This window comes from Streptomyces sp. H39-C1 (genome assembly GCF_027158125.1).
Taxonomy (GTDB): domain Bacteria; phylum Actinomycetota; class Actinomycetes; order Streptomycetales; family Streptomycetaceae; genus Actinacidiphila; species Actinacidiphila fildesensis.
This window is the reverse complement of record NZ_JAPVLS010000015.1, coordinates 48,932-67,163: the sequence shown is the minus strand read 5'-3', so window position 1 is coordinate 67,163 and position 18,232 is coordinate 48,932. Positions and strand designations below refer to the sequence as shown.

Sequence of the window (18,232 nt, the reverse complement as noted above, 5' to 3'; positions counted from 1 at the left end):
TCATACCCCCAGGCGGGCGCGGAGCCGCCGGCTGCCGAGGATGAGCGCGGCGCCGGCGAGCAGCGCCGGGATGCCCAGCGCCAGGTAGTAAACCGCGCCCGGAGTGCTGGTCTTGGACAGCTGCACGGCGTGCCCGCCGACGCCCGCGCCGAGGGCCGCCGCGAGCCAGAAGAGGCCGATCATCTGGCTGACGAAGGTCCTGGGCGCCACCTCGGTGGTGACGCTCATGCCCACCGGGGCGAGCGCCACCTCGCCGCACGCCTGTAGTGCGTACGCCACGATCAGCCACAGCGGCGACACCAGATGGCCGTCGGAGCCGACCACCGTCGCCAGTGCCATCAGCAGCAGGCTCAGGCCCATCAGCCCCAGCCCGATGCCGAACTTGGCGGGTGCGCCGAGCCGGTCGCCCAGCCGGACCCACAGCCAGGCGGAGACCGGTGCGGCGGCGAGGATGAACAGCGGCACCACCGCCTGGAACCAGCTGGCCGGCACCGTGAAGCCGCCGATCGTCCGGTCCGTGCCGACCTTCGCGAACAGGCTGAGCACGGTGCCGCCCTGGATGTAGAGCATCCAGAAGAACGCGGCCGACAGGAACAGCCAGATGTAGGACCGGATCCGCTCCCGCTCCTGCGCCGTCACCACCGGATTGCGCAGCAGCCGGCGGAAGCAGACCACCGGCAGGACGATGGACAACAGCCCGCCCAGTGCCAGCACATGGCGCAGATCGAAGGTGCCGGCGGCGGCGTCCGCGCCGTACAGCACGGTCAGCACCGTCAGGGCGGCGGCGGTGCGCCGCTTCACCCGGCGCCACTCCTCCGCACTCGCGGGCCTCTCCGGTCGCTGCCCTATCTCCCCGAAGTACTTGGTGCCGCGCAGGAACTGGGCCAGTCCGAGGATCATCCCGACGGCTGCGGCGCCGAAGCCCAGGTGCCAGTCGACGGACTCGCCGAGCGCGCCGCACACGATGGGCGCGGCGACCGCGCTGACCTGGATGCTCATGTAGAAGATCGCGAATCCGGCATCCCGTTCGGCCCGCGAGTCACGGGCGTAGCAGGCGGCCAGCACCGTGGCCAGGTTCGGCTTGAGCAGCCCGGTGCCGGCGGCGATCAGGGCCATGCCGACGTAGACGGACGGCACCGCGGGCAGCGCCATCGAGCAGTGGCCGAGGGCGATGAGGACACCGCCGTACAGCGTGGCCCGGCGCGCGCCGAGGATCCGGTCGCCCAGCCAGCCACCGGGGACCGAGGCGAGGAAGACCGACGCCAGATAGACGCCGAACAGCGCGGTGGCGGTGTCCTCGGACAGGCCGAGACCGCCTTCGGCCTTGGTGGCCGAGGCGTAGAGGAAGAGGATCGCGGCCATCCCGTAGAAGCTGAAGCGCTCCCACATGTCCAGGCCGAAGAGCGTGGTGAACCAGCGGGGCCTTCCCAGGAAAGTGCCGCCGAGAGGCCCGGCGGTCTCCTCTCCCGCAGTGGCCGTCGTGGTGGGAGCCGCCATGGGACCTCCTCCGGGGCAGGGCCGGGCGGGGGCGCGGCCAGTGTGTCCGGTGAGGTTCCCAGGGCGCTATCGGGGACGGCTCAAGAACGTTTCAGCAGTCCCGGAGTCAGCCGGCGGGACTCTCCTGCGGCTCCGCTGCGGGCTTCCAGACGTACGGCGTCGTGGTGGTGACCGGCAGCAGACCCAGCCGGGCCAGGATCGGGCGGCTGTCGTCGGTCGCGTCGACCTGGAGGTAGCGCACCCCCTGCGCCACGGCGAGCCGGGCGCGGTGGGCGACGAGTGCGCGGTAGATGCCCCGGCCGCGCCAGGCGGCGAGGGTGGAGCCGCCCCACAGCGACGCGAACTCCGTACCGGGGTGCAGTCGCATCCAGGCCGCGGAGACGACCTCGTCCCCCGCCTCGGCGACCACCACGACACACGGGTCGCCCTCGCCGTTCAACTCCCGCTCCAGGACGTCCGGCAGCCAGCTGTGGTCGTAGCCCCAGACCGCTTCCTCCATGACCCGCATCCGCTCCAGATCCGCGCGGGAGGTGATCTCGCGCAGCGTCACGCCCTGCGGCGGCACCGGCTCGGCGGCCAGCTGGGCGGCCTCGCCCACCAGTACCGTCTCCCGTTCCCCGGCGGTGAACCCGGCGGCCGTCAGGCGCTCCGGGAGGTCGGCGGGCAGGTCGTGGCCGTGGTACTTCCACTCCACCTCCTCGCCCAGCGCGGCGAAATGGTCGCGCTGCGCGGCGATGAACGTGTCGAGCTCACCGCCCTCCAGCCCGCCGAGGTCGCGGTAGGTGATGAGCCCGCCGTGCCCGGCCAGGAGCTGCCGGACCACGGGGCCGGACCGTTCCGCCCTCTCGCGCGTCACCCCGCGCGCCCGGAGCTGCTCGTTGTAGGTGTCGCGGTACGCGACGGCGCGTTCGTCGATCGTCATGGTCACAACCCCCGGTACATGATGTGGAGTCCGACATAGCCCTCGTCCGGATGCAGGAAGCCCTCCGGGACCGTGCCCAGGACCTCGAAGCCGAGCGACTCGTACAGCCCCACGGCCCGGACGTTCGACGCGACGACCGCGTTGAACTGCATCCCGCGGTACCCCTCGGCGCGCGCCCAACGGAGCGCCTCCTCGGCCAGCGCCCGGCCGGTGCCGTGCCCGGTGTGCTCGGGGGCGACCATGAAGCTCGCGCTGGAGATGTGGGCGGAGCCGCCCATGTGGTTGCGGTTCATCTTCGCCGTGCCGAGCACCGTCCCGTCCTCGCTGACGGCGACCACCGTGCGCGAGGGTGCCTGGAGCATCCACATGTCGCGCGCGGTGGCCTCGTCCAGATCGCGGGGATAGGTGAACGTGTCACCCCGGGCCACGATGCCTTGCAGGAACGGCCAGATCGCGGGCCAGTCGTCAGGAGTCACATCTCGGATGAGCATGACGGACATCATGCGACGAGGGGCGGCCGAAACGCCACTCGGTTTCGGCCGCCCCACTGTCGCTTCCCGTTGTCGCCCCGGCTGTCGCGTCCGAGGTCAGACCGGGTGCACCGTCCCCGCGTAGCGCTGGGCGAAGCGGGTGCCGGTGCCTGCTGTGGCGGTGATGTCGTAGCGGCCGCCGCTGGTGGGCCAGAGGATCTCACCGCAGTGGCCCGGGTCCACCCAGGCGGTCCTGACGGCGCCGCCGAAGTCGTTCGGGGCGACGGTGAACAGGACCGGCTCCTTACCGGCGTTGGAGAGTTTCAGCGCGAGGGAGGTTCCCCGCAGCGTGGCCCGTACGGCGGGGACCGCCACATCGTCCTGGCCGGCCGGGACGACGGTGCCCGCGAAGCGGCGGACGAAGCCGTCGGCGCCGTGCACGGTGAAGTCGTAGCGGCCGTCGGTCTGCGACGCGTCCCAGGTGTACGTGGCGGTGGCGCCGGGCGCGACGGTGAACGGCGTGCCGGAGAACGCCAGCTCGATGTTGGGGTAGACCGTGTAGTGGAAGCCCGTGGTGCCGGTGTTGGACAGGGTGCAGACGACCTTGCCGGTGGCGCGGTCGACCGTGGCGTCCGCCCAGGGGTGGTAGGGCAGCGGCCGGTGCGGGCGCGTTCCCGGCTCCTGGGACGGCATGCTCTGCGCGCCCGTGGCGGGCAGTTTCACCGCGGGCAGCGACTTGTTGGCGTCCGCCTTGGCCATCAGCGCGACGGTGTCCGGCAGCGCCGGTATCGAGTAGTCCGGGTTGGCGAAGTCGAAGCAGCTCGTCAGGTCGCCGCAGACGGAGCGCCGCCAGGCGGAGATGTTCGGCTCCTGGACGCCGGTGACGACTTCGAGGAACCGCAGCACGGACGTGTGGTCGAAGACCTGCGAGTTGACGTACCCGCCGCGCGACCAGGGCGAGGCCGCCCACAGCGGCACCCGGTTGCCGAGACCGATCGGGCGCCCCTGGGCGAACTCCTCGGCCGTGCCGGTCTCCGGGGTCGGCGGGATGACGTGGTCGAAGTAGCCGTCGTTCTCGTCGTACATCACGAGGAAGACGGTGTTCTTCCACACCGCGGGGTTCGACATCAGCGACTGCAGCGCGGTGTTGACGTAGTGCGCGCCGTAGTCGGGGCTGGCGTCCGGGTGTTCGCAGAACAGGTAGGGCGCGACGAGCCAGGAGACGGTCGGCAGGGTGCCGTCCTTGCAGTGCTGGTCGAAGGCGGTCAGGTCCCACTTGGTCATCGCGTTGATGTAGCGGGCGTCGTCCGTCGCGAACTTGTGGAACTGCGAGAAGTAGGCGAGCGCGTTGTCGTCGTAGTCGCCGTACCGCTCGTCGAGACTCGGGTTGTGGTAGACGCGCCAGCTCACCGCGTGCGCGGAGAGCCGCTCGGCGTACGTCGTCCAGTCCGCGACCGGGTTCTCGGGCAGCGGGGTGTTGTCGATCCACGGGCCGGTGGTGCCGTCCTTGCCGGGGCCCGCCGTACCCGACCACAGGTAGAGGCGGTTGGGGTCGGTGGGCCCGGCCATGGAACAGAAATACGCGTCGCACAAGGTGAACGCGTCGGCGAGGGCGTACTGGTAGGGGAGGTCCTCGCGGGTGAAGTAGCCCATCGAGCGCTCGCCCTTGGCGGCGACCCACTTGTTCATGGCGCCGCCGTTGATGGCCTGGTGGCTGGTGCTCCAGTCGTGGGCGAGACCGCCCGCGTTCTGGGCGTTGTACTTGGTGCTGTCCATCCGGAAGGGCAGCATCACGTTGCCGTCGGTGCGGCCAGGGTCGGGCTGGCGGAAGACGGAGTCGCCGCCCGGGAAGAGCAGCCCCTGCTTGTCGTCGAAGCCGCGCACCCCCTTCATCGCGCCGAAGTAGTGGTCGAAGCTGCGGTTCTCCTGCATGAGGATCACCACGTGCTTGACGTCGGCCGGAGTGCCAGTGGCCGCGGCTGTGGCTCCGGCGGTACCGGTCACGGGCGCCGCGGCGGCGGCCGTCCCGGTGGCGCCGGGCAGCCCGACGGTGGCGGCGGCCGCGCCCGCGGCGGCGGTGGCTCCGACGAAGGAGCGGCGGCTCAGCGGGGTCATCGGTGTGCTCCTGGGGTCGGGGTGGCCAGGGTGAAGGTGGCGACGGCGGCGGCGCAGTCGGACGGCCAGCCGTTGCCGGCGGTGCCGGGTGCGGGCTGCGGCCAGCCGGTCACCAGGGTGTGCGCCTCGAGGAGGGTCAGCGGGCCGGCGAACTGGACCTGGTCGATACGGTCCTGCGGCTCCTGGCCGCTGCCGCGCACCTTGCGCACCGGCGACCACGTGTTGCCGGGCGACGCCAGCGGATCGGGGTGCGCGGACCGGAAGGCGTCGATGAGGCCGGCCTGCTTGAGGGCCACGGTGACCGGCCAGTTGACCGGCCCCACCCCGCTGTGCGCCGCGCGGGTGGCGGCCGTCCAGTCCAGGTGCGACGGCGAGGCGAGCCCGGCGGCCAGCACCACCGGGGTTCCGGAGGCCAGATCGGCCTTCATCGCGGCGGCCAGCGCCTGCGCCTGCTGGAAACGGACACTCGCCTGTTCCGCGGCTTCGATCTGCGCGGCGGTTCTGCCGTCCTGCGCCGCGTAGGGGCCGTAGCCGTTCTCGTCGAGCTGCGCGGCCCACAGCCGTACGGTGCGGCCCGCGGCGAGTTGTATGGCCACCCCGGCGGCCGGGAGGGCGGTGGTGGGAGCCGTCACGGTGCCCAGCGGATAGCGGCTGACGACACCGAGGCTGCCGGGGGACTGGTACGAGAACCAGCCCAGCGCGTCCGCGAGCGCCTTGGCGGCGGTGCCGCCGGTCTCCTGCAGGGCCACGACGTCCAGGCCCTGGGTGAGGACGGTGCGCAGCTGCTTCTCCAGCGCTCCGTCGATGTGCGTGCCCGCGTCCCACAGGTTCCAGGACGCCACCTTCAGCCGCTGGGCGGCCGCGGCGGCGCGCACCGGGACCTGCACGGTGAGGGTGTCGGAGCCGCCGGCGCTGTCCTTTACGGCGACGGTCAGCACGCCGGGCCGCGCGGGGGCGGAGGCCGGCGCGGTGCCGGTGACGACACCGGCGGCGCTGACGGAGAGCCAGGAGTCGCCGCCCGTCCGGCTGAACACGGCACTTCCGGCGGGGGTGCCCGCCGGCCGTGTCCACAGTCCGGCGAGTTTGACGGAGACCGCGCCGCCGGCGGTGACGGGCCCGGTGGTGAGCCCGTCGACGACGGCGTGCGGGCGCGGGGCGGCAGGCTTGGGGCGGAAGGAGAAGGCGGCGGTCTGCGCCAGGATGCCGTAGCCGTCCTTGGCCAGCAGATACGCGGTGTAGGGGCCGCCGGTCAGGGTCGAGGTGTCGAGCACGACATCACCGGACGCACCGGGTGTGTACTTCCACACGATCGAGGAGCCGGTGCCGGGCTGACGGGCGCCGTCGTAGACGCCGACCCAGTTCTTGGCGTCCGGCGTGTCGGTGGCCCAGTGGAACGTGAGGCGGTCGCCCTCATAGGGGGCGGCGGGGGAGGTGAGGGCGAGAGTACTGGGTGGCACGGGGGAGGTTCCTCTCCGCCCGGTGGGCACGCCAGCCTCACGGGCCGACCGGGCTGCACAAGTTGGCTGAACAACTTGGGCTATTCAGTCGGCCCGCGGCACACGCGTCAAGAACTCCGGATGTCCGGGGAAGGACGACCCGCAGAACTCGCGCCGGTGACGTCAGGTCCAGTACGGAGGGGATTGCGGCAGGACGTCCGGAACCTCCGCGGGCGGAGCGGGAGCGGGCTTCGGGAAGCACTTGAACTCGAGCTTCTCCAGGGCGCGGACCATCTGGGCAGCGCTGAAATCACGCGGGTCCTGCCGGGTGATAATCGCCCCCACCTGCTTGACGGGGTAGATGCGATTTCCGATCTTCACAGACTCGCCGGTGATGGGTTCGGGCTTGATCCCGCTCATCTTCTGCTCCACCTCGCTTGCCTGCAGATAGAAGGAGACTCCAGCGATGGTGCAGCGGATCATCATGCCTCAGCAAGGGCAGAAGGGACGTAACAGGTACTCCCACGTTGTCACATACCGGCACGATGGCACAGCTCCCCGGGATAACGAAGCGGGCCCCGGCCCTGTGGACCGGGGCCCGCTCGGGCGTGTGAACGGGTGCGGGACGGGTGTCAGCCCAGCAGTTCGTAGGCCGGGAGGGTGAGGAAGTCGACGTACTCCTCGTCGAGCGCGGTCCGCAGCAGCAGGTCGTGCGCCTCGGTCCACTTGCCCGCGGCGAACGCCTCGTCGCCGACCTCGGCACGGATCGCGGCCAGCTCCTGCGCGGCGACGCGCTGGACCAGGTCGTGGGTGGCCTTCTCGCCGTTCTCGAACACGACGCCCGCGTTGATCCACTGCCAGATCTGCGAGCGGGAGATCTCCGCGGTGGCCGCGTCCTCCATCAGGTTGAAGATGGCGACGGCGCCCAGGCCGCGCAGCCACGCCTCGATGTAGCGGGTGCCGACCTGGACCGCGCTCACCAGGCCGTCATAGGTCGGCTTCGCGTCCAGCGAGTCGATGGCCAGCAGCTGGTCGGCGGTGACGTGGACGTCCTCGCGCAGCCGCTCCTTCTGGTTCGGCCGGTCGCCGAGGACCGCGTCGAAGGAGGCGCGGGCGATCGGCACCAGGTCGGGGTGGGCGACCCAGGAGCCGTCGAAGCCGTCGCCGGCCTCGCGGTCCTTGTCGGCCTTGACCTTCTCGAAGGCGACCTTGTTGACCTCGGCGTCACGGCGCGAGGGGATGAACGCGGCCATGCCGCCGATCGCGTGCGCGCCGCGCTTGTGGCAGGTGCGCACCAGCAGCTCGGTGTACGCGCGCATGAAGGGCGCGGTCATGGTCACCGCGTTGCGGTCCGGCAGGACGAACTTCTCGCCGCCGTCGCGGAAGTTCTTCACGATGGAGAAGAGGTAGTCCCAGCGGCCGGCGTTCAGGCCCGCGGCGTGGTCACGCAGCTCGTAGAGGATCTCCTCCATCTCGAACGCGGCGGTGATCGTCTCGATGAGGACGGTCGCGCGGACGGTGCCCTGCGGGATGCCCACGTACTCCTGCGAGAAGACGAAGATCTCGTTCCACAGCCGCGCTTCGAGGTGCGACTCGGTCTTGGGCAGGTAGAAGTACGGACCCTTGCCCTTGGCGATCAGCCGCGTCGCGTTGTGGAAGAAGTACAGCCCGAAGTCGACGAAGGCGCCGGGGACGGCCTCGCCGTCGACGGTCAGGTGCCGCTCCGCCAGGTGCCAGCCGCGCGGGCGCATGACGACGGTGGCCAACTCGGCCTCGTCCTTCAGCGCGTACGACTTGCCCTGTTCGGTGGAGAAGTCGATCCGGCGCTCATAGGCGTCGATCAGGTTGATCTGGCCGCCGACGACGTTCTCCCAGGTGGGAGCCGAGGCGTCCTCGAAGTCGGCGAGCCAGACCTTGGCGCCGGAGTTCAGCGCGTTGATCGTCATCTTGCGGTCGGTGGGACCGGTGATCTCGACGCGGCGGTCGTTGAGCGCGGCCGGGGCCGGGGCCACCTGCCAGTCTCCCGCGCGGACATGTGCGGTGTCCGCGAGGAAGTCCAGGGTGCCGGTACGGGCGATCTCGGTGCGGCGCTCCTTGCGGAGCGCGAGCAGCTCGGCTCGGCGCGGGGCGAAGCGTCGGTGCAGCTCGGCGATGAAGGTCAGAGCCTGCTGCGTCAGCACCTCCTCCGCGCGGGGGACGGGGGGTGCGTCGTCTGCGACGACGGCCGCCGAGGACGGCACTGCTGCGGACATGGCTGACTCCTCTAGGGGACAAAGGGTGCCGGGCGGCCGCCGGGTCGTGCCCTGGCACGGGGTGCCGGGCCGTACCGGAATACGGGCGCTTCTGCGAGGTGGAGCATAGTATCCGCATTGCGGAAGATCAACGTTTTGTGGCACGCGGTGCAGCGGGCTCGCTCACGGGTTTCAGAAGGTGCAGGTCATCAGGGGTGTCGATATCGGCGGGGTCGGCGATGTCACCGCACTCGACGAGGGTGATCGCCTCCTGGTGGCGTTTCAGGTAGTCGCGGGCGCCCTGATCGCCGGTCGCGAGGTCCGCGATGTCCGCCCAGCGGTCCGCGCCGAACAGCACCGGATGGCCGCGCCGTCCCCCGTACGAGGCCGCCGCCAGGCTCGCCGGGCCCCGGTACGCGTTGATCACCCGGGCGACCGCCCCCGCACCGATCCCCGGCTGGTCCACCAGCGCCACGACGACCGCCTGCGCCCCGGTGCCCGCCCGCTGTTCCGCCGTGTCCGCCAGCGACCGCAGGCCCGCGCGCAGCGACGAGCCCATCCCGCCGGCCCAGTCCGGGTTGTCGACCAGGACGCAGCCCGCCAGGTCGGCCTGCTCGCGGACCTCGTCGGCCGCCGCACCGAGCACGATGTGCACCGGCCCGCAGCCCGCCTCGCGCAGCCCGCGCAGCGCGTGCTCGACCAGCGGGCGGCCCGCGTACTCCAGCAGCGCCTTCGGGCGGCCGCCCAGGCGCCGCCCGCCGCCGGCCGCGAGCAGCAGGCCGGCGATGGAGGGAAGAGTGGCGGAATCGCTCGGTGCGATGGGTTTCATGCCTCCTCCCTACAGGACGCGGCGGCCGGAGGCGAAGAGGGGCACATCGGGCGTTTGGCCTCACGGCGGCGGGCGGAGCGCGGGCTTCGATAGGCTCAGCGCCGTAAGGGACGGGTATTCGCAGGCCAAGGGGCAGACGTGACGAATCATCAGCAGGGCCCGGTGCCCGCCACCGTGGCGGACACCTCGGCCCCGGATCCTGAGATCTTCCAGCCGCTGACGGACGACGACCCGAAGACCGTCGCCGGATACCTGCTCAGCGCCCGCTTGGGCGCCGGCGGGATGGGCAAGGTCTACCTCTCCTACACGCCCGGCGGCCGGCCGGTGGCGATCAAGGTGATCCGCCCCGAGTTCGCCGAGGACCCCGAGTTCCGCCGCCGGTTCCGCCAGGAGGTGCTGGCCGCCCAGCGCGTGCAGGGCCTCTACACCGCGCCGGTGATCGACAGCGACACCGAGGGCCCGCACCCGTGGCTGGCCACCGCCTATGTGGCGGGGCCCTCGCTGCACGCGGCGGTCGCCGACCACGGCGCGATGCCGGTGCCGACCGTGCTGCTGCTCATCGCCGGGATCGCCGAAGCGCTGCAGGTGATCCACCACGCGGGCATCGTGCACCGGGACCTCAAGCCGTCCAACGTGCTGCTCGCCGTCGACGGACCGCGCGTCATCGACTTCGGCATCGCGCGGGCCGCCGACACCACCGCGCTCACCAGCACCGGTGTCAGCATCGGCACCCCGGCCTTCATGTCCCCGGAGCAGGCGGCCGGCACGAGCTGCACACCGGCCACCGACATCTTCGCGCTGGGCCAGATCGCGGCCTTCGCGGCGATGGGCGGCGCCGCCTTCGGCGACGGGCCCTCGCACGGCGTGCTCTACCGGATCGTGCACGAGGAGCCGGACCTGTCCGAGCTGCCGGGCGAACTGCGCGAGATCGTCACCCGCTGCCTCATCAAGGACCCGACCCTCCGGCCGTCCACCGCCCAGATCATCGCGATGTGCGGCCAGGCGTCCAAGGACCCGGCGCTGCGCCGCCCGGACGGCTGGCTGCCGCCGTCGTACGCCGCCGACCTGACGCAGGCGGCCGCCCCGGCGCCGCAGCCGGTCCAGCCCGCCGCCCCGCAGCCGGCTCCGCCGGCGACCCCGCAGCCGGGTTATCAGCCCACGCAGGCGGTGCCGCCGACCGCGCCCCCGCTCCACCCGCCGACCCAGCCGGTGAACCACCAGCCCGTCCACCCGCAGCAGGCCCAGCCGCAGCCCGGCCTCCCGCAACAGGCCCACCCGCAGCAGTTCCCGCAGCAGGCGCAGCCGATGCAGCACCCGCAGCAGCCCCGGCCCCCGATGGGCGGCTACGCGTACCCGCCCACCAACGGCCCCGGCAGGCCCGGGGGCTTTCTGCCCCTGCCGCCGAAGAAGAAGAAGCGGACGGGTCTGGTCGTCGCGGGCGTCATCGTCGCGCTCCTGGTCGGCTCCGCCGTGTACTCGGCCATCAACAAGGGGGACGACAAGAAGTCGTCGAGCAACCAGAGCACCAAGACGCCGTCCGCCACCGGCGGCACGACCGGGAACCAGACCGGGCAGAGCTCGGCCCCGGTGGATCCCAAGCCCGCCTCGTACACCGGCCTCAACATCCCCGGCGGCTACACGTTGACGTTCGCCGACGAGCCTCCGCGCCCGGAGAAGGCGGATGTGAACTACGAGGGGGACTTCGGTTACGCGCCGGACCACATCTCCGGCACGCACGTCGCCACCAACAGCAGCAAGAACACCCTGGCGCTCGTGATGCCCGGCGAACCCGCGACCCTGGCCGGCTGCCGCGCCAACACGCGGTACGCCACGAGCATCCTGAAGGAGACGCTTACCAAGGGTTCGAAGATCTGCGTGACGACCGAGTCGGGGCACATCGGCCTGGTGACCATCCGGGGTTTCGGGTCGGAGCACACGGACAGCGAATACGTCACCGTGGATCTGACCGTCTGGCGCAACGCCGTCGTACCGCGGAACTGATCGCCGCCGGACCGCGGAACTGATCGCCACCGGAATTGTCGCCAAGTCGCTTGCCGCACAAGGAAGTTGGCGCGGATTTCGTCGTCCGTATGGCGTCCCGCGCATCGGTTCGCGTTAACTGAGCGCGCCCCGGACCCGCTCCGGGGCGCGCGCGGGGGCGCTGGGGGGCGCGCTCGCCGAGGTGTGGGAGGTGGGGGGTGGGGTCTGTGAACGATGAGAGTTGTGGTGCGGCCGCACGTACGGCCGCGGACGTCAGGGCGGGGGCCACGTCCGGCGTGGAGGATCCCCGGGTGACGGCGCTGCGCCTGTCGGTCGCCCGGGTGCGCCGGGAGCTGGCCGGCCTGCGGTCGGAGTTACCGGACCGAGCGATAGCCGAGGACGAACTGGGCGCGCTGGCCAATGCCGCGGACGCCGGGATCCTGGAGATCGACCGGATGCGGCACTCGCTGCTGCTGGTCGCGGCGGCGCTGGGGTCGGTGAGCGCGCTGGCGGTGGCCCTGGCCGAGCTGCGCAGGGCCGTCGACCTCTTCGGGTCAGGCGCTGGTGCCGGCCCCGGCGCTGGCGAGGGCGTGTGACAGCTGCCGGGCGATGTCCTGCAGGATGGGGATGATCTTCTCCGTGGCGACCTCGGTGACCCGGCCCGCGGGCCCGGAGATCGAGATGGCCGCGGCGGCGGGGGAGTCGGGGACGGTGACCGCCAGGCAGCGGACCCCGATCTCCTGCTCGTTGTCGTCCACCGCGTAGCCGGCCTCGCGGATCTTCTCCAGCTCTCTTATGAAATCGTCCGCGTTGGTGATCGTCTTCTCGGTCGCGGCGGGCATCCCGGTACGGGCGAGCAGCGCGCGGACCTCGTCCGGCGGCACATGCGCCAGCAGCGCCTTGCCCACGCCGGTGGAGTGCGGCAGCACCCGGCGTCCGACCTCGGTGAACATCCGCATGGAGTGGCGGGACGGCACCTGGGCGACGTAGACGATCTCGTCCCCGTCGAGCAGTGCCATGTTCGCCGTCTCGCCGGTCGTCTCGACCAGTTCGGCGAGGAAGGGGCGGGCCCAGGTGCCGAGCAGTTTGGCGGAGCTCTCGCCGAGCCGGATCAGCCGCGGGCCGAGCGCGTACCGGCGGTTCGGCTGCTGCCGTACGTAGCCGCAGTCGACGAGGGTGCGCATCAGCCGGTGGATGGTGGGCAGCGGGAGCCCGCTGCTGGCGGAGAGCTCGCTCAGACCGACCTCGCCGCCCGCGTCGGCCATCCGCTCCAGCAGGTCGAAGGCACGTTCGAGCGACTGAACGCCTCCTGCGCGGTCTGACGACACGTGCGATCTCCTCTGAGCGGTTGGGCGAGCGGTGGATGATGGGGGGAAGCCTACCGGCCGACCTCGGCCAATTGATCTCTTGCGGGCCTTCTCCTGTAGCTAGCTACGGAGGCTGTGGCGAAATGTGAATTCCGCTTTGTGGAATCTTACATGCCCTTGACGGTTCACCGCCCTGTCCTGCACATTCGTTCAACAGAACGTTGAAATTTGGAGGCCGCACGTGGTGGAAATGGTCCTGCGCTCGACTCGGGTCGTCACGCCCGAGGGGGAGCGCCCGGCCGCGGTCGCGGTCAGCGGCGGCACGATCGCCGCCGTGTGGGCGTACGACGCCGACGTCCCGGAAGGCGCCCGGCTCGTCGACCTCGGCGACGACGCGCTGCTCCCGGGCCTGGTCGACACCCATGTGCACATCAACGACCCCGGACGCACCGAGTGGGAGGGCTTCGCCTCCGCCACCCGCGCCGCCGCGGCCGGCGGCATCACGACGCTGGTCGACATGCCGCTCAACAGCATCCCGCCCACCACGACCGTCGAGAACCTCGCCGTCAAGCAGGACACCGCGCGCGGCAAGGTGCACACCGACGTCGGCTTCTGGGGCGGCGCCGTCCCCGGCAACGTCAAGGACCTCCAGCCCCTCCACGACGCCGGCGTCTTCGGCTTCAAGTGCTTCCTGCTGCACTCCGGCGTCGACGAGTTCCCGCAGCTCTCCCCGGAGGAGCTGGCGGACGCGCTGACGGAGCTCTCCCGCTTCGACGGTCTGCTGATCGTCCACGCCGAGGACCCCCAGCTCATCGACGGCGCCCCGCAGCGCGGCGGCCCGCACTACGCGGACTTCCTCGCCTCCCGGCCGCGCGCCGCCGAGAACGCCGCCATCGAAGGGCTCATCACCCTCGCCAAGCGGTTGAAGGCGCGGGTGCACGTGCTGCACCTGTCGTCCAGCGACGCGCTGCCGCTCATCGCCGCGGCGAAGCGCGAGGGCGTCAAGCTCACCGTCGAGACCTGCCCGCACTTCCTCACCCTCACCGCCGAGGAAGTCCCGGACGGCGCCACCGAGTTCAAGTGCTGCCCGCCGATCCGTGAGGCCGCCAACCAGGACGCCCTCTGGGAGGGCCTGGCCGACGGCACGATCGACTGCATCGTCTCCGACCACTCGCCGTCCACGATCGAGCTCAAGGTCAAGGAGACCGGCGACTTCGCCGCCGCCTGGGGCGGCATCTCCTCGCTCCAGCTCGGCCTGCCGGCCATCTGGACCGAGGCCCGCCGCCGCGGCCACAGCGTCGCCGACGTCGCCCGCTGGATGTCCCAGGCGCCCGCCGCCCTCGTCGGACTCTCCACCAAGGGCGCCATCGCGGTCGGCTACGACGCCGACTTCGCGGTCCTCGCCCCGGACGAAACCTTCACGGTCGACCCCGCCGAGCTCTACCACCGCAACCGCATCACCGCCTACGCCGGCAAGACCCTGCACGGCGTCGTCCGCAGCACCTGGCTGCGCGGCGAACTGATCGCCGAGAACGGCGTCACGAACGAGCCCACCGGCCGTCTGATCACCCGGGAGACCGCATGACCTCCACGTCCTCGACTTCGTTCACCGGTGATGCGCGGCCGTTCGGTGGGGGTGATCCGTATGGGGATTATCGTCGTGCGGAGTTGCCGTTCACGGATCTGGTGGATCTGGCGGATCGGCGGTTGGGTGCGGGGGTGATCGCGGCGAATGACGAGTTCTTCGCGGAGCGGGAGAATCTGCTGATCCCGGAGCCGGCGCATTTCGATCCGGAGCACTTCGGGCACAAGGGCAAGATCATGGACGGCTGGGAGACCCGCCGCCGCCGGGGCACCGGTACGGATGCCCCGCATCCGGTCGACGCGGACCACGACTGGGCGTTGATCCGGCTCGGCGCGCCGGGTGTGATCCGCGGGATCGTCGTGGACACCGCGCACTTCCGCGGCAATTACCCGCAGTCGGTGTCGGTCGAGGCGACGGCGCACGCACTGTCGGCGTCGCCGCAGGATCTGCTGGCGGAGGGCGTGGAGTGGACCACGATCGTGCCGCGGACCCCGGTGGGTGGTCATGCGGCGAACGGGTTCACGGTGGAGGTGGATCGCCGGTTCACGCATCTGCGGCTCAACCAGCACCCGGACGGTGGTGTGGCCCGGCTGCGGGTGTACGGGGAGGTGGCGCCGGATCCGGGGTGGTTGGCGGAGCTGGGCACGTTCGACCTGGTGGCGTTGGAGAACGGCGGCACGGTCGAGGACGCGTCGGACCGTTTCTACTCCTCGCCGGTCAACACGATCCTGCCGGGGCGTTCGCGGAAGATGGATGACGGGTGGGAGACGCGCCGCCGCCGGGACAAGGGCAATGACTGGGTGCAGTACCGGTTGGTGGCGCAGGGTGTGATTCGTGCGGTGGAGATCGACACCGCGTATTTGAAGGGGAACTCGGCGGGCTGGGCGGCGTTGTTCGTGCAGGACGACGGTTCGGATGAGTGGACGCAGTTGCTGCCGCGGACCAAGCTGCAGCCCGACACGGTGCACCGTTTCCTGGTGAACCCGGTCCCGGCCACCCGGGTGCGGATCGACATCTTCCCCGACGGCGGCATCTCCCGCCTGCGCCTGCACGGCTCCCTGACCACCCGCGGAGCCGAACAACTCACCACCCGCACCGAAGAAATCAGCTGAACGCAGGCTGACTGTACGTACGTTGACCGCCCCCAGCCGAGCATCGGCCGGGGGCGGTCGGCGGTTCCGCGTATCGGGCGATTCGGTCGGTGGCGAGCGGGCCTCGGCGACTGACATAACCTGTGCCGCGTCGACGAAGTATGACCATCCGTGGGGGACCTCTCGTGAGTACCGTCAAGCCCGTTCGCCTGTCCTTCGGGGTACTGCGAAGAAACCGCCGCCTGCTGATGTTTCCGCTGCTCAGCGGTTCCGCGCTGATAATGATAGCCGGCGGCGTGGCGGCGCTGACGCTCCTTCTGGACGGAGCCGAATCGTCAGAGTCCACCTTCGACGTCCTCTACGTGGGCGTCGGCTATCTCCTGCTGGGATTCGTGCTCACGCTCTGCAGCGCCGCGATGATCTGCGCGGTCGATGACGTGCTGCGGGGAGAGCCGGTCCGGATCGGCGCGAACTATCGGCGAGCTGTGCGGAACTGGCGACGGCTGCTGGCGTGGAGTCTGCTCAGCACGACGGTTCTGCTGCTCATCCGACAGCTGGAGCGGATCCCGGTCGTCGGCTGGATCCTGGGCGAACTCTTCAGCGCCGGATGGGCCGTCGCCACCTACCTGGCGCTGCCGGCCATGATGATCGACGGCCTCGGGGTCGTCGAGAGCACCCGCCGGTCGGCGCGGATGCTGCGCGAGACGTTCTCCCGCCAGGTGTTCGGCTCGCTGTGGATCGCGCTGCCCATGGTTCTCTCGGTGGTCATCGGATTCGCGGCATTCATGCTCGCAGCGGAGTCGAACAGCATGGGGCTCGCCATCGCGGGCGGACTGTTCGCCGCCCTGCTGCTGTTCTGCACGCTGCTGGTAGGCACCACGGTCTCCGGGATCTTCCGCACGATGCTCTACCGGGACGCGGCGGCTGCGGCGTAATTCCTTAGCGCCGGGGTGCGGGTGGTGGGGTGGCCGAGGTTCCGACAGTACGAAGGGGTGCGTCTGCGGCGCTGCGCACCTTGACCGGGCGGAGGGAGGCCCCGGCGCTGCGCGCCTGCCAGCGGGTCGGCCCGCTGCGCGGCCCCGCGCGAAGCGATCCCGGTCCGCTGCGCTCCCCTTGGCGGGGCTGGAGCGGGTTGAGCTCGTGGTGCTCTGCGGGTGATGGTTTGGCCCACCGTCCTCGGCCGGAGGTGGTGCTGGTGTGACGGGGGATGTCCTGCGGGTCCTATGAGGCGGTGTTTTGGCTGGCCCGGATCACTAAGGACGGTCAAACGCCGGTATAGCGGCAGTCCGGCCACGCAAGCTGATCCGAAGCACGCGGTGCTCGCCTTCCGGGGCCTCCCCGACAAAGCCGCGCCGCCCCGGCCACATGCCACCCCCACCCCGCCCGGGGAGCGCAGCGGACCGGATCGCTTGGCTCGGGCCGCGCAGCGGGCCGCTTCACTGGCAGGCGCGCAGCGCCGGGGCCGCCCCTCCGCCCGGTCAAGGTGCGCAGCGCCGCAGAAGGGCGCTTCGCATCGCTCTGACCTCAGCTACGCACCCGCCCGGCCGGATCAGAGCTCGCCGGCGATGACCCCTGCGCGGAACGCGGCCCACTCGGCCGCGTCGAACCGGAGGGGCTCCCGCCCCGGGTTCTTGGAGTCGCGCACGGCGACGGCGCCGTTGGGGAGATCTGCGATCTCCACGCAGTTGTTCTCGGCTCCGCTGGCGGAGGACTTGCGCCAGGCTGCGACGGAGAGGTCGTGCGCGTACAGCTCCGCCTTGGGTCCGTTCACTTTCTGTGGCCTTCTTCCATCTGCGCGATACGGGCGAGTGAGTCTTCCACCGGCAGCGCTGTCGCACGGATCCGCTCGAACGCTTTGGTGAAGGGCACAACTTCATCGCCCTCAACGTATGCCGCTCCGCTCAGGTTTTCCAGCAGGACCACGTCCGGGATGGGACCGGGGAACGAGACGATGGAGAATCCGCCCACGACACCCGGATGGGTGCTGCAGTCCAGCGGCATCAACTGGATGGTCACGTTCGGCATTTCGGCTGTGTCGAGTAGGCGGCGCAGTTGCTCGCGCATCGTCGCCGGACGGACCACGAACCGTTGATGCAGGGCTGCCTCGTGGATGATTACCCACAACTCCAGTGGATTGCCAGGCCGGGTGAGCACGGACTGGCGTGCCAGCCGGACCTCGGCCAGTGCCGCGATATCGTCCGGGGTTCGCGACGTGGTGATGCCCGCGATGTTCTCGCGTGCGTAGGCCGCCGTCTGCAATAGTCCGGGGACCACGAGAGGCGCCCACTCGCAGATCTGCTCGGCGTCGGACTCCAGCGAGATGTAGTCGGCGTAAGCGGGCGCAACGATGCCGCTGTACGTCTGCCACCACCCCTTCTTGCTCGCGTCCTTTGCCAAGTTCTCGAGCGCTGCGTGCACTTCAGGATCGCCGACGCCGTAGATCTGGAGCAGTGAGCTGACCTCGGCCGGCCGGATGGCCTGTGCCGCGTTCTCGATCTTCGACATCTTCGGGCCCCTCCACCCCATGGCGATGGCGGCTTCGTCGAGCGTCAGCCCGGCGTCGTTGCGCAGCCTCTTCAGGGTTGCGCCGAGGCGGCGGCGCCGGACGGTCGGGATCAGCGGAGAGTTGGGCATAGCCGCAGTCCTACACCAGCAACCGGGTTGAAGAGAACGGTCAGTGATGAAGCGTCATTCATATCGGGTAGAAAACTTGCGATGGAATCAGAAAAGCGCCACCATCGGAGAGTCGTCACGCAGGGTCGATGACCC

At 70.7% G+C, this 18,232-nt stretch carries 16 protein-coding genes; 5 read left to right on the top strand and 11 right to left on the bottom strand.

From position 1 onward, the window contains the following. The 8 genes from O3W51_RS12865 to O3W51_RS12830 all read right to left on the bottom strand — a co-directional run bounded on the left by O3W51_RS12865 (position 1) and on the right by O3W51_RS12830 (position 9,500). On the bottom strand, positions 1-1,497 hold the full coding sequence (locus O3W51_RS12865) for a peptide MFS transporter (protein ID WP_269285807.1): 1,497 nt from the start codon (positions 1,495-1,497) through the stop codon (positions 1-3). Positions 1,498-1,603: 106 nt separating this feature from the next. Then, positions 1,604-2,419: a GNAT family N-acetyltransferase gene (locus O3W51_RS12860; RefSeq protein ID WP_138357460.1), complete on the bottom strand. Its 816-nt coding sequence runs from the start codon at positions 2,417-2,419 to the stop codon at positions 1,604-1,606. Between the two features lie 2 nt (positions 2,420-2,421). After that, positions 2,422-2,910: a GNAT family N-acetyltransferase gene (locus O3W51_RS12855; protein WP_138357461.1), complete on the bottom strand. Its 489-nt coding sequence runs from the start codon at positions 2,908-2,910 to the stop codon at positions 2,422-2,424. Positions 2,911-3,006: 96 nt separating this feature from the next. Next, the gene (locus O3W51_RS12850) at positions 3,007-5,004 is read right to left on the bottom strand and encodes a phosphocholine-specific phospholipase C (protein WP_198359276.1); all 1,998 of its coding nucleotides are present in this window, start codon (positions 5,002-5,004) and stop codon (positions 3,007-3,009) included. After that, positions 5,001-6,461 (bottom strand): endonuclease/exonuclease/phosphatase family protein, encoded by a 1,461-nt coding sequence (locus tag O3W51_RS12845; protein ID WP_138357463.1) that lies wholly within the window; start codon positions 6,459-6,461, stop codon positions 5,001-5,003. The genes O3W51_RS12850 and O3W51_RS12845 overlap by 4 nt, the downstream gene beginning before the upstream one ends. A 162-nt stretch (positions 6,462-6,623) precedes the next feature. Then, positions 6,624-6,926 (bottom strand): SCO5918 family protein, encoded by a 303-nt coding sequence (locus tag O3W51_RS12840; protein ID WP_232486157.1) that lies wholly within the window; start codon positions 6,924-6,926, stop codon positions 6,624-6,626. Positions 6,927-7,072: 146 nt separating this feature from the next. Next, positions 7,073-8,692 (bottom strand): malate synthase A, encoded by a 1,620-nt coding sequence (aceB, locus tag O3W51_RS12835; RefSeq protein WP_138357464.1) that lies wholly within the window; start codon positions 8,690-8,692, stop codon positions 7,073-7,075. 127 nt (positions 8,693-8,819) lie between these two features. Further along, positions 8,820-9,500, bottom strand: a complete 681-nt coding sequence (locus O3W51_RS12830) for a nucleotidyltransferase family protein (RefSeq protein ID WP_138357465.1) — start codon at positions 9,498-9,500, stop codon at positions 8,820-8,822. A gap of 138 nt (positions 9,501-9,638) precedes the next feature. Between O3W51_RS12830 and O3W51_RS12825 the strand changes: the two genes are divergently transcribed. Together O3W51_RS12825 and O3W51_RS12820 are read left to right on the top strand one after the other, a co-directional pair. Further along, positions 9,639-11,501 (top strand): serine/threonine-protein kinase, encoded by a 1,863-nt coding sequence (locus tag O3W51_RS12825; protein ID WP_331284066.1) that lies wholly within the window; start codon positions 9,639-9,641, stop codon positions 11,499-11,501. Between the two features lie 206 nt (positions 11,502-11,707). After that, positions 11,708-12,076: a DUF5955 family protein gene (locus tag O3W51_RS12820; RefSeq protein WP_381586169.1), complete on the top strand. Its 369-nt coding sequence runs from the start codon at positions 11,708-11,710 to the stop codon at positions 12,074-12,076. Here the strand turns inward: O3W51_RS12820 and O3W51_RS12815 are convergent. Then, positions 12,035-12,808, bottom strand: coding sequence for an IclR family transcriptional regulator (locus O3W51_RS12815; protein WP_138357466.1), 774 nt, complete (start codon positions 12,806-12,808; stop codon positions 12,035-12,037). The two genes, O3W51_RS12820 and O3W51_RS12815, sit on opposite strands and share 42 nt — an antisense overlap. Before the next feature lie 229 nt (positions 12,809-13,037). Between O3W51_RS12815 and allB the strand changes: the two genes are divergently transcribed. From allB to O3W51_RS12800, 3 genes are all read left to right on the top strand, one after another. After that, a complete protein-coding gene (gene allB / locus O3W51_RS12810; protein WP_138357474.1) occupies positions 13,038-14,372 on the top strand; it encodes an allantoinase AllB in 1,335 nt (444 codons plus the stop codon). Next, the gene (gene alc, locus O3W51_RS12805; RefSeq protein WP_269285798.1) at positions 14,369-15,484 is read left to right on the top strand and encodes an allantoicase; all 1,116 of its coding nucleotides are present in this window, start codon (positions 14,369-14,371) and stop codon (positions 15,482-15,484) included. The genes allB and alc overlap by 4 nt, the downstream gene beginning before the upstream one ends. A gap of 164 nt (positions 15,485-15,648) precedes the next feature. Then, positions 15,649-16,398, top strand: coding sequence for a DUF6159 family protein (locus O3W51_RS12800; RefSeq protein ID WP_138355601.1), 750 nt, complete (start codon positions 15,649-15,651; stop codon positions 16,396-16,398). Positions 16,399-17,012: 614 nt separating this feature from the next. Here O3W51_RS12800 and O3W51_RS12795 read toward each other — a convergent pair. Both O3W51_RS12795 and O3W51_RS12790 read right to left on the bottom strand, forming a co-directional pair. Beyond that, a complete protein-coding gene (locus O3W51_RS12795; RefSeq protein ID WP_138355600.1) occupies positions 17,013-17,234 on the bottom strand; it encodes a DUF397 domain-containing protein in 222 nt (73 codons plus the stop codon). Next, complete coding sequence (locus O3W51_RS12790) at positions 17,231-18,097, bottom strand: helix-turn-helix domain-containing protein (protein WP_269285794.1); 867 nt, start codon at positions 18,095-18,097, stop codon at positions 17,231-17,233. The genes O3W51_RS12795 and O3W51_RS12790 overlap by 4 nt, the downstream gene beginning before the upstream one ends. Between the last annotated feature and the right edge of the window lie 135 nt (positions 18,098-18,232).

Bases quoted from the DNA above. Each gene is read 5' to 3' on its own strand.
- O3W51_RS12865 (WP_269285807.1), bottom strand. From the start codon at position 1,497: ATGGCGGCTCCCACCACGACGGCCACTGCGGGAGAGGAGACCGCCGGG.
- O3W51_RS12860 (WP_138357460.1), bottom strand. From the start codon at position 2,419: ATGACGATCGACGAACGCGCCGTCGCGTACCGCGACACCTACAACGAG.
- O3W51_RS12855 (WP_138357461.1), bottom strand. From the start codon at position 2,910: ATGCTCATCCGAGATGTGACTCCTGACGACTGGCCCGCGATCTGGCCG.
- O3W51_RS12850 (WP_198359276.1), bottom strand. From the start codon at position 5,004: ATGACCCCGCTGAGCCGCCGCTCCTTCGTCGGAGCCACCGCCGCCGCG.
- O3W51_RS12840 (WP_232486157.1), bottom strand. From the start codon at position 6,926: ATGATGATCCGCTGCACCATCGCTGGAGTCTCCTTCTATCTGCAGGCA.
- aceB (WP_138357464.1), bottom strand. From the start codon at position 8,692: ATGTCCGCAGCAGTGCCGTCCTCGGCGGCCGTCGTCGCAGACGACGCA.
- O3W51_RS12830 (WP_138357465.1), bottom strand. From the start codon at position 9,500: ATGAAACCCATCGCACCGAGCGATTCCGCCACTCTTCCCTCCATCGCC.
- allB (WP_138357474.1), top strand. From the start codon at position 13,038: ATGGTCCTGCGCTCGACTCGGGTCGTCACGCCCGAGGGGGAGCGCCCG.
- alc (WP_269285798.1), top strand. From the start codon at position 14,369: ATGACCTCCACGTCCTCGACTTCGTTCACCGGTGATGCGCGGCCGTTC.
- O3W51_RS12790 (WP_269285794.1), bottom strand. From the start codon at position 18,097: ATGCCCAACTCTCCGCTGATCCCGACCGTCCGGCGCCGCCGCCTCGGC.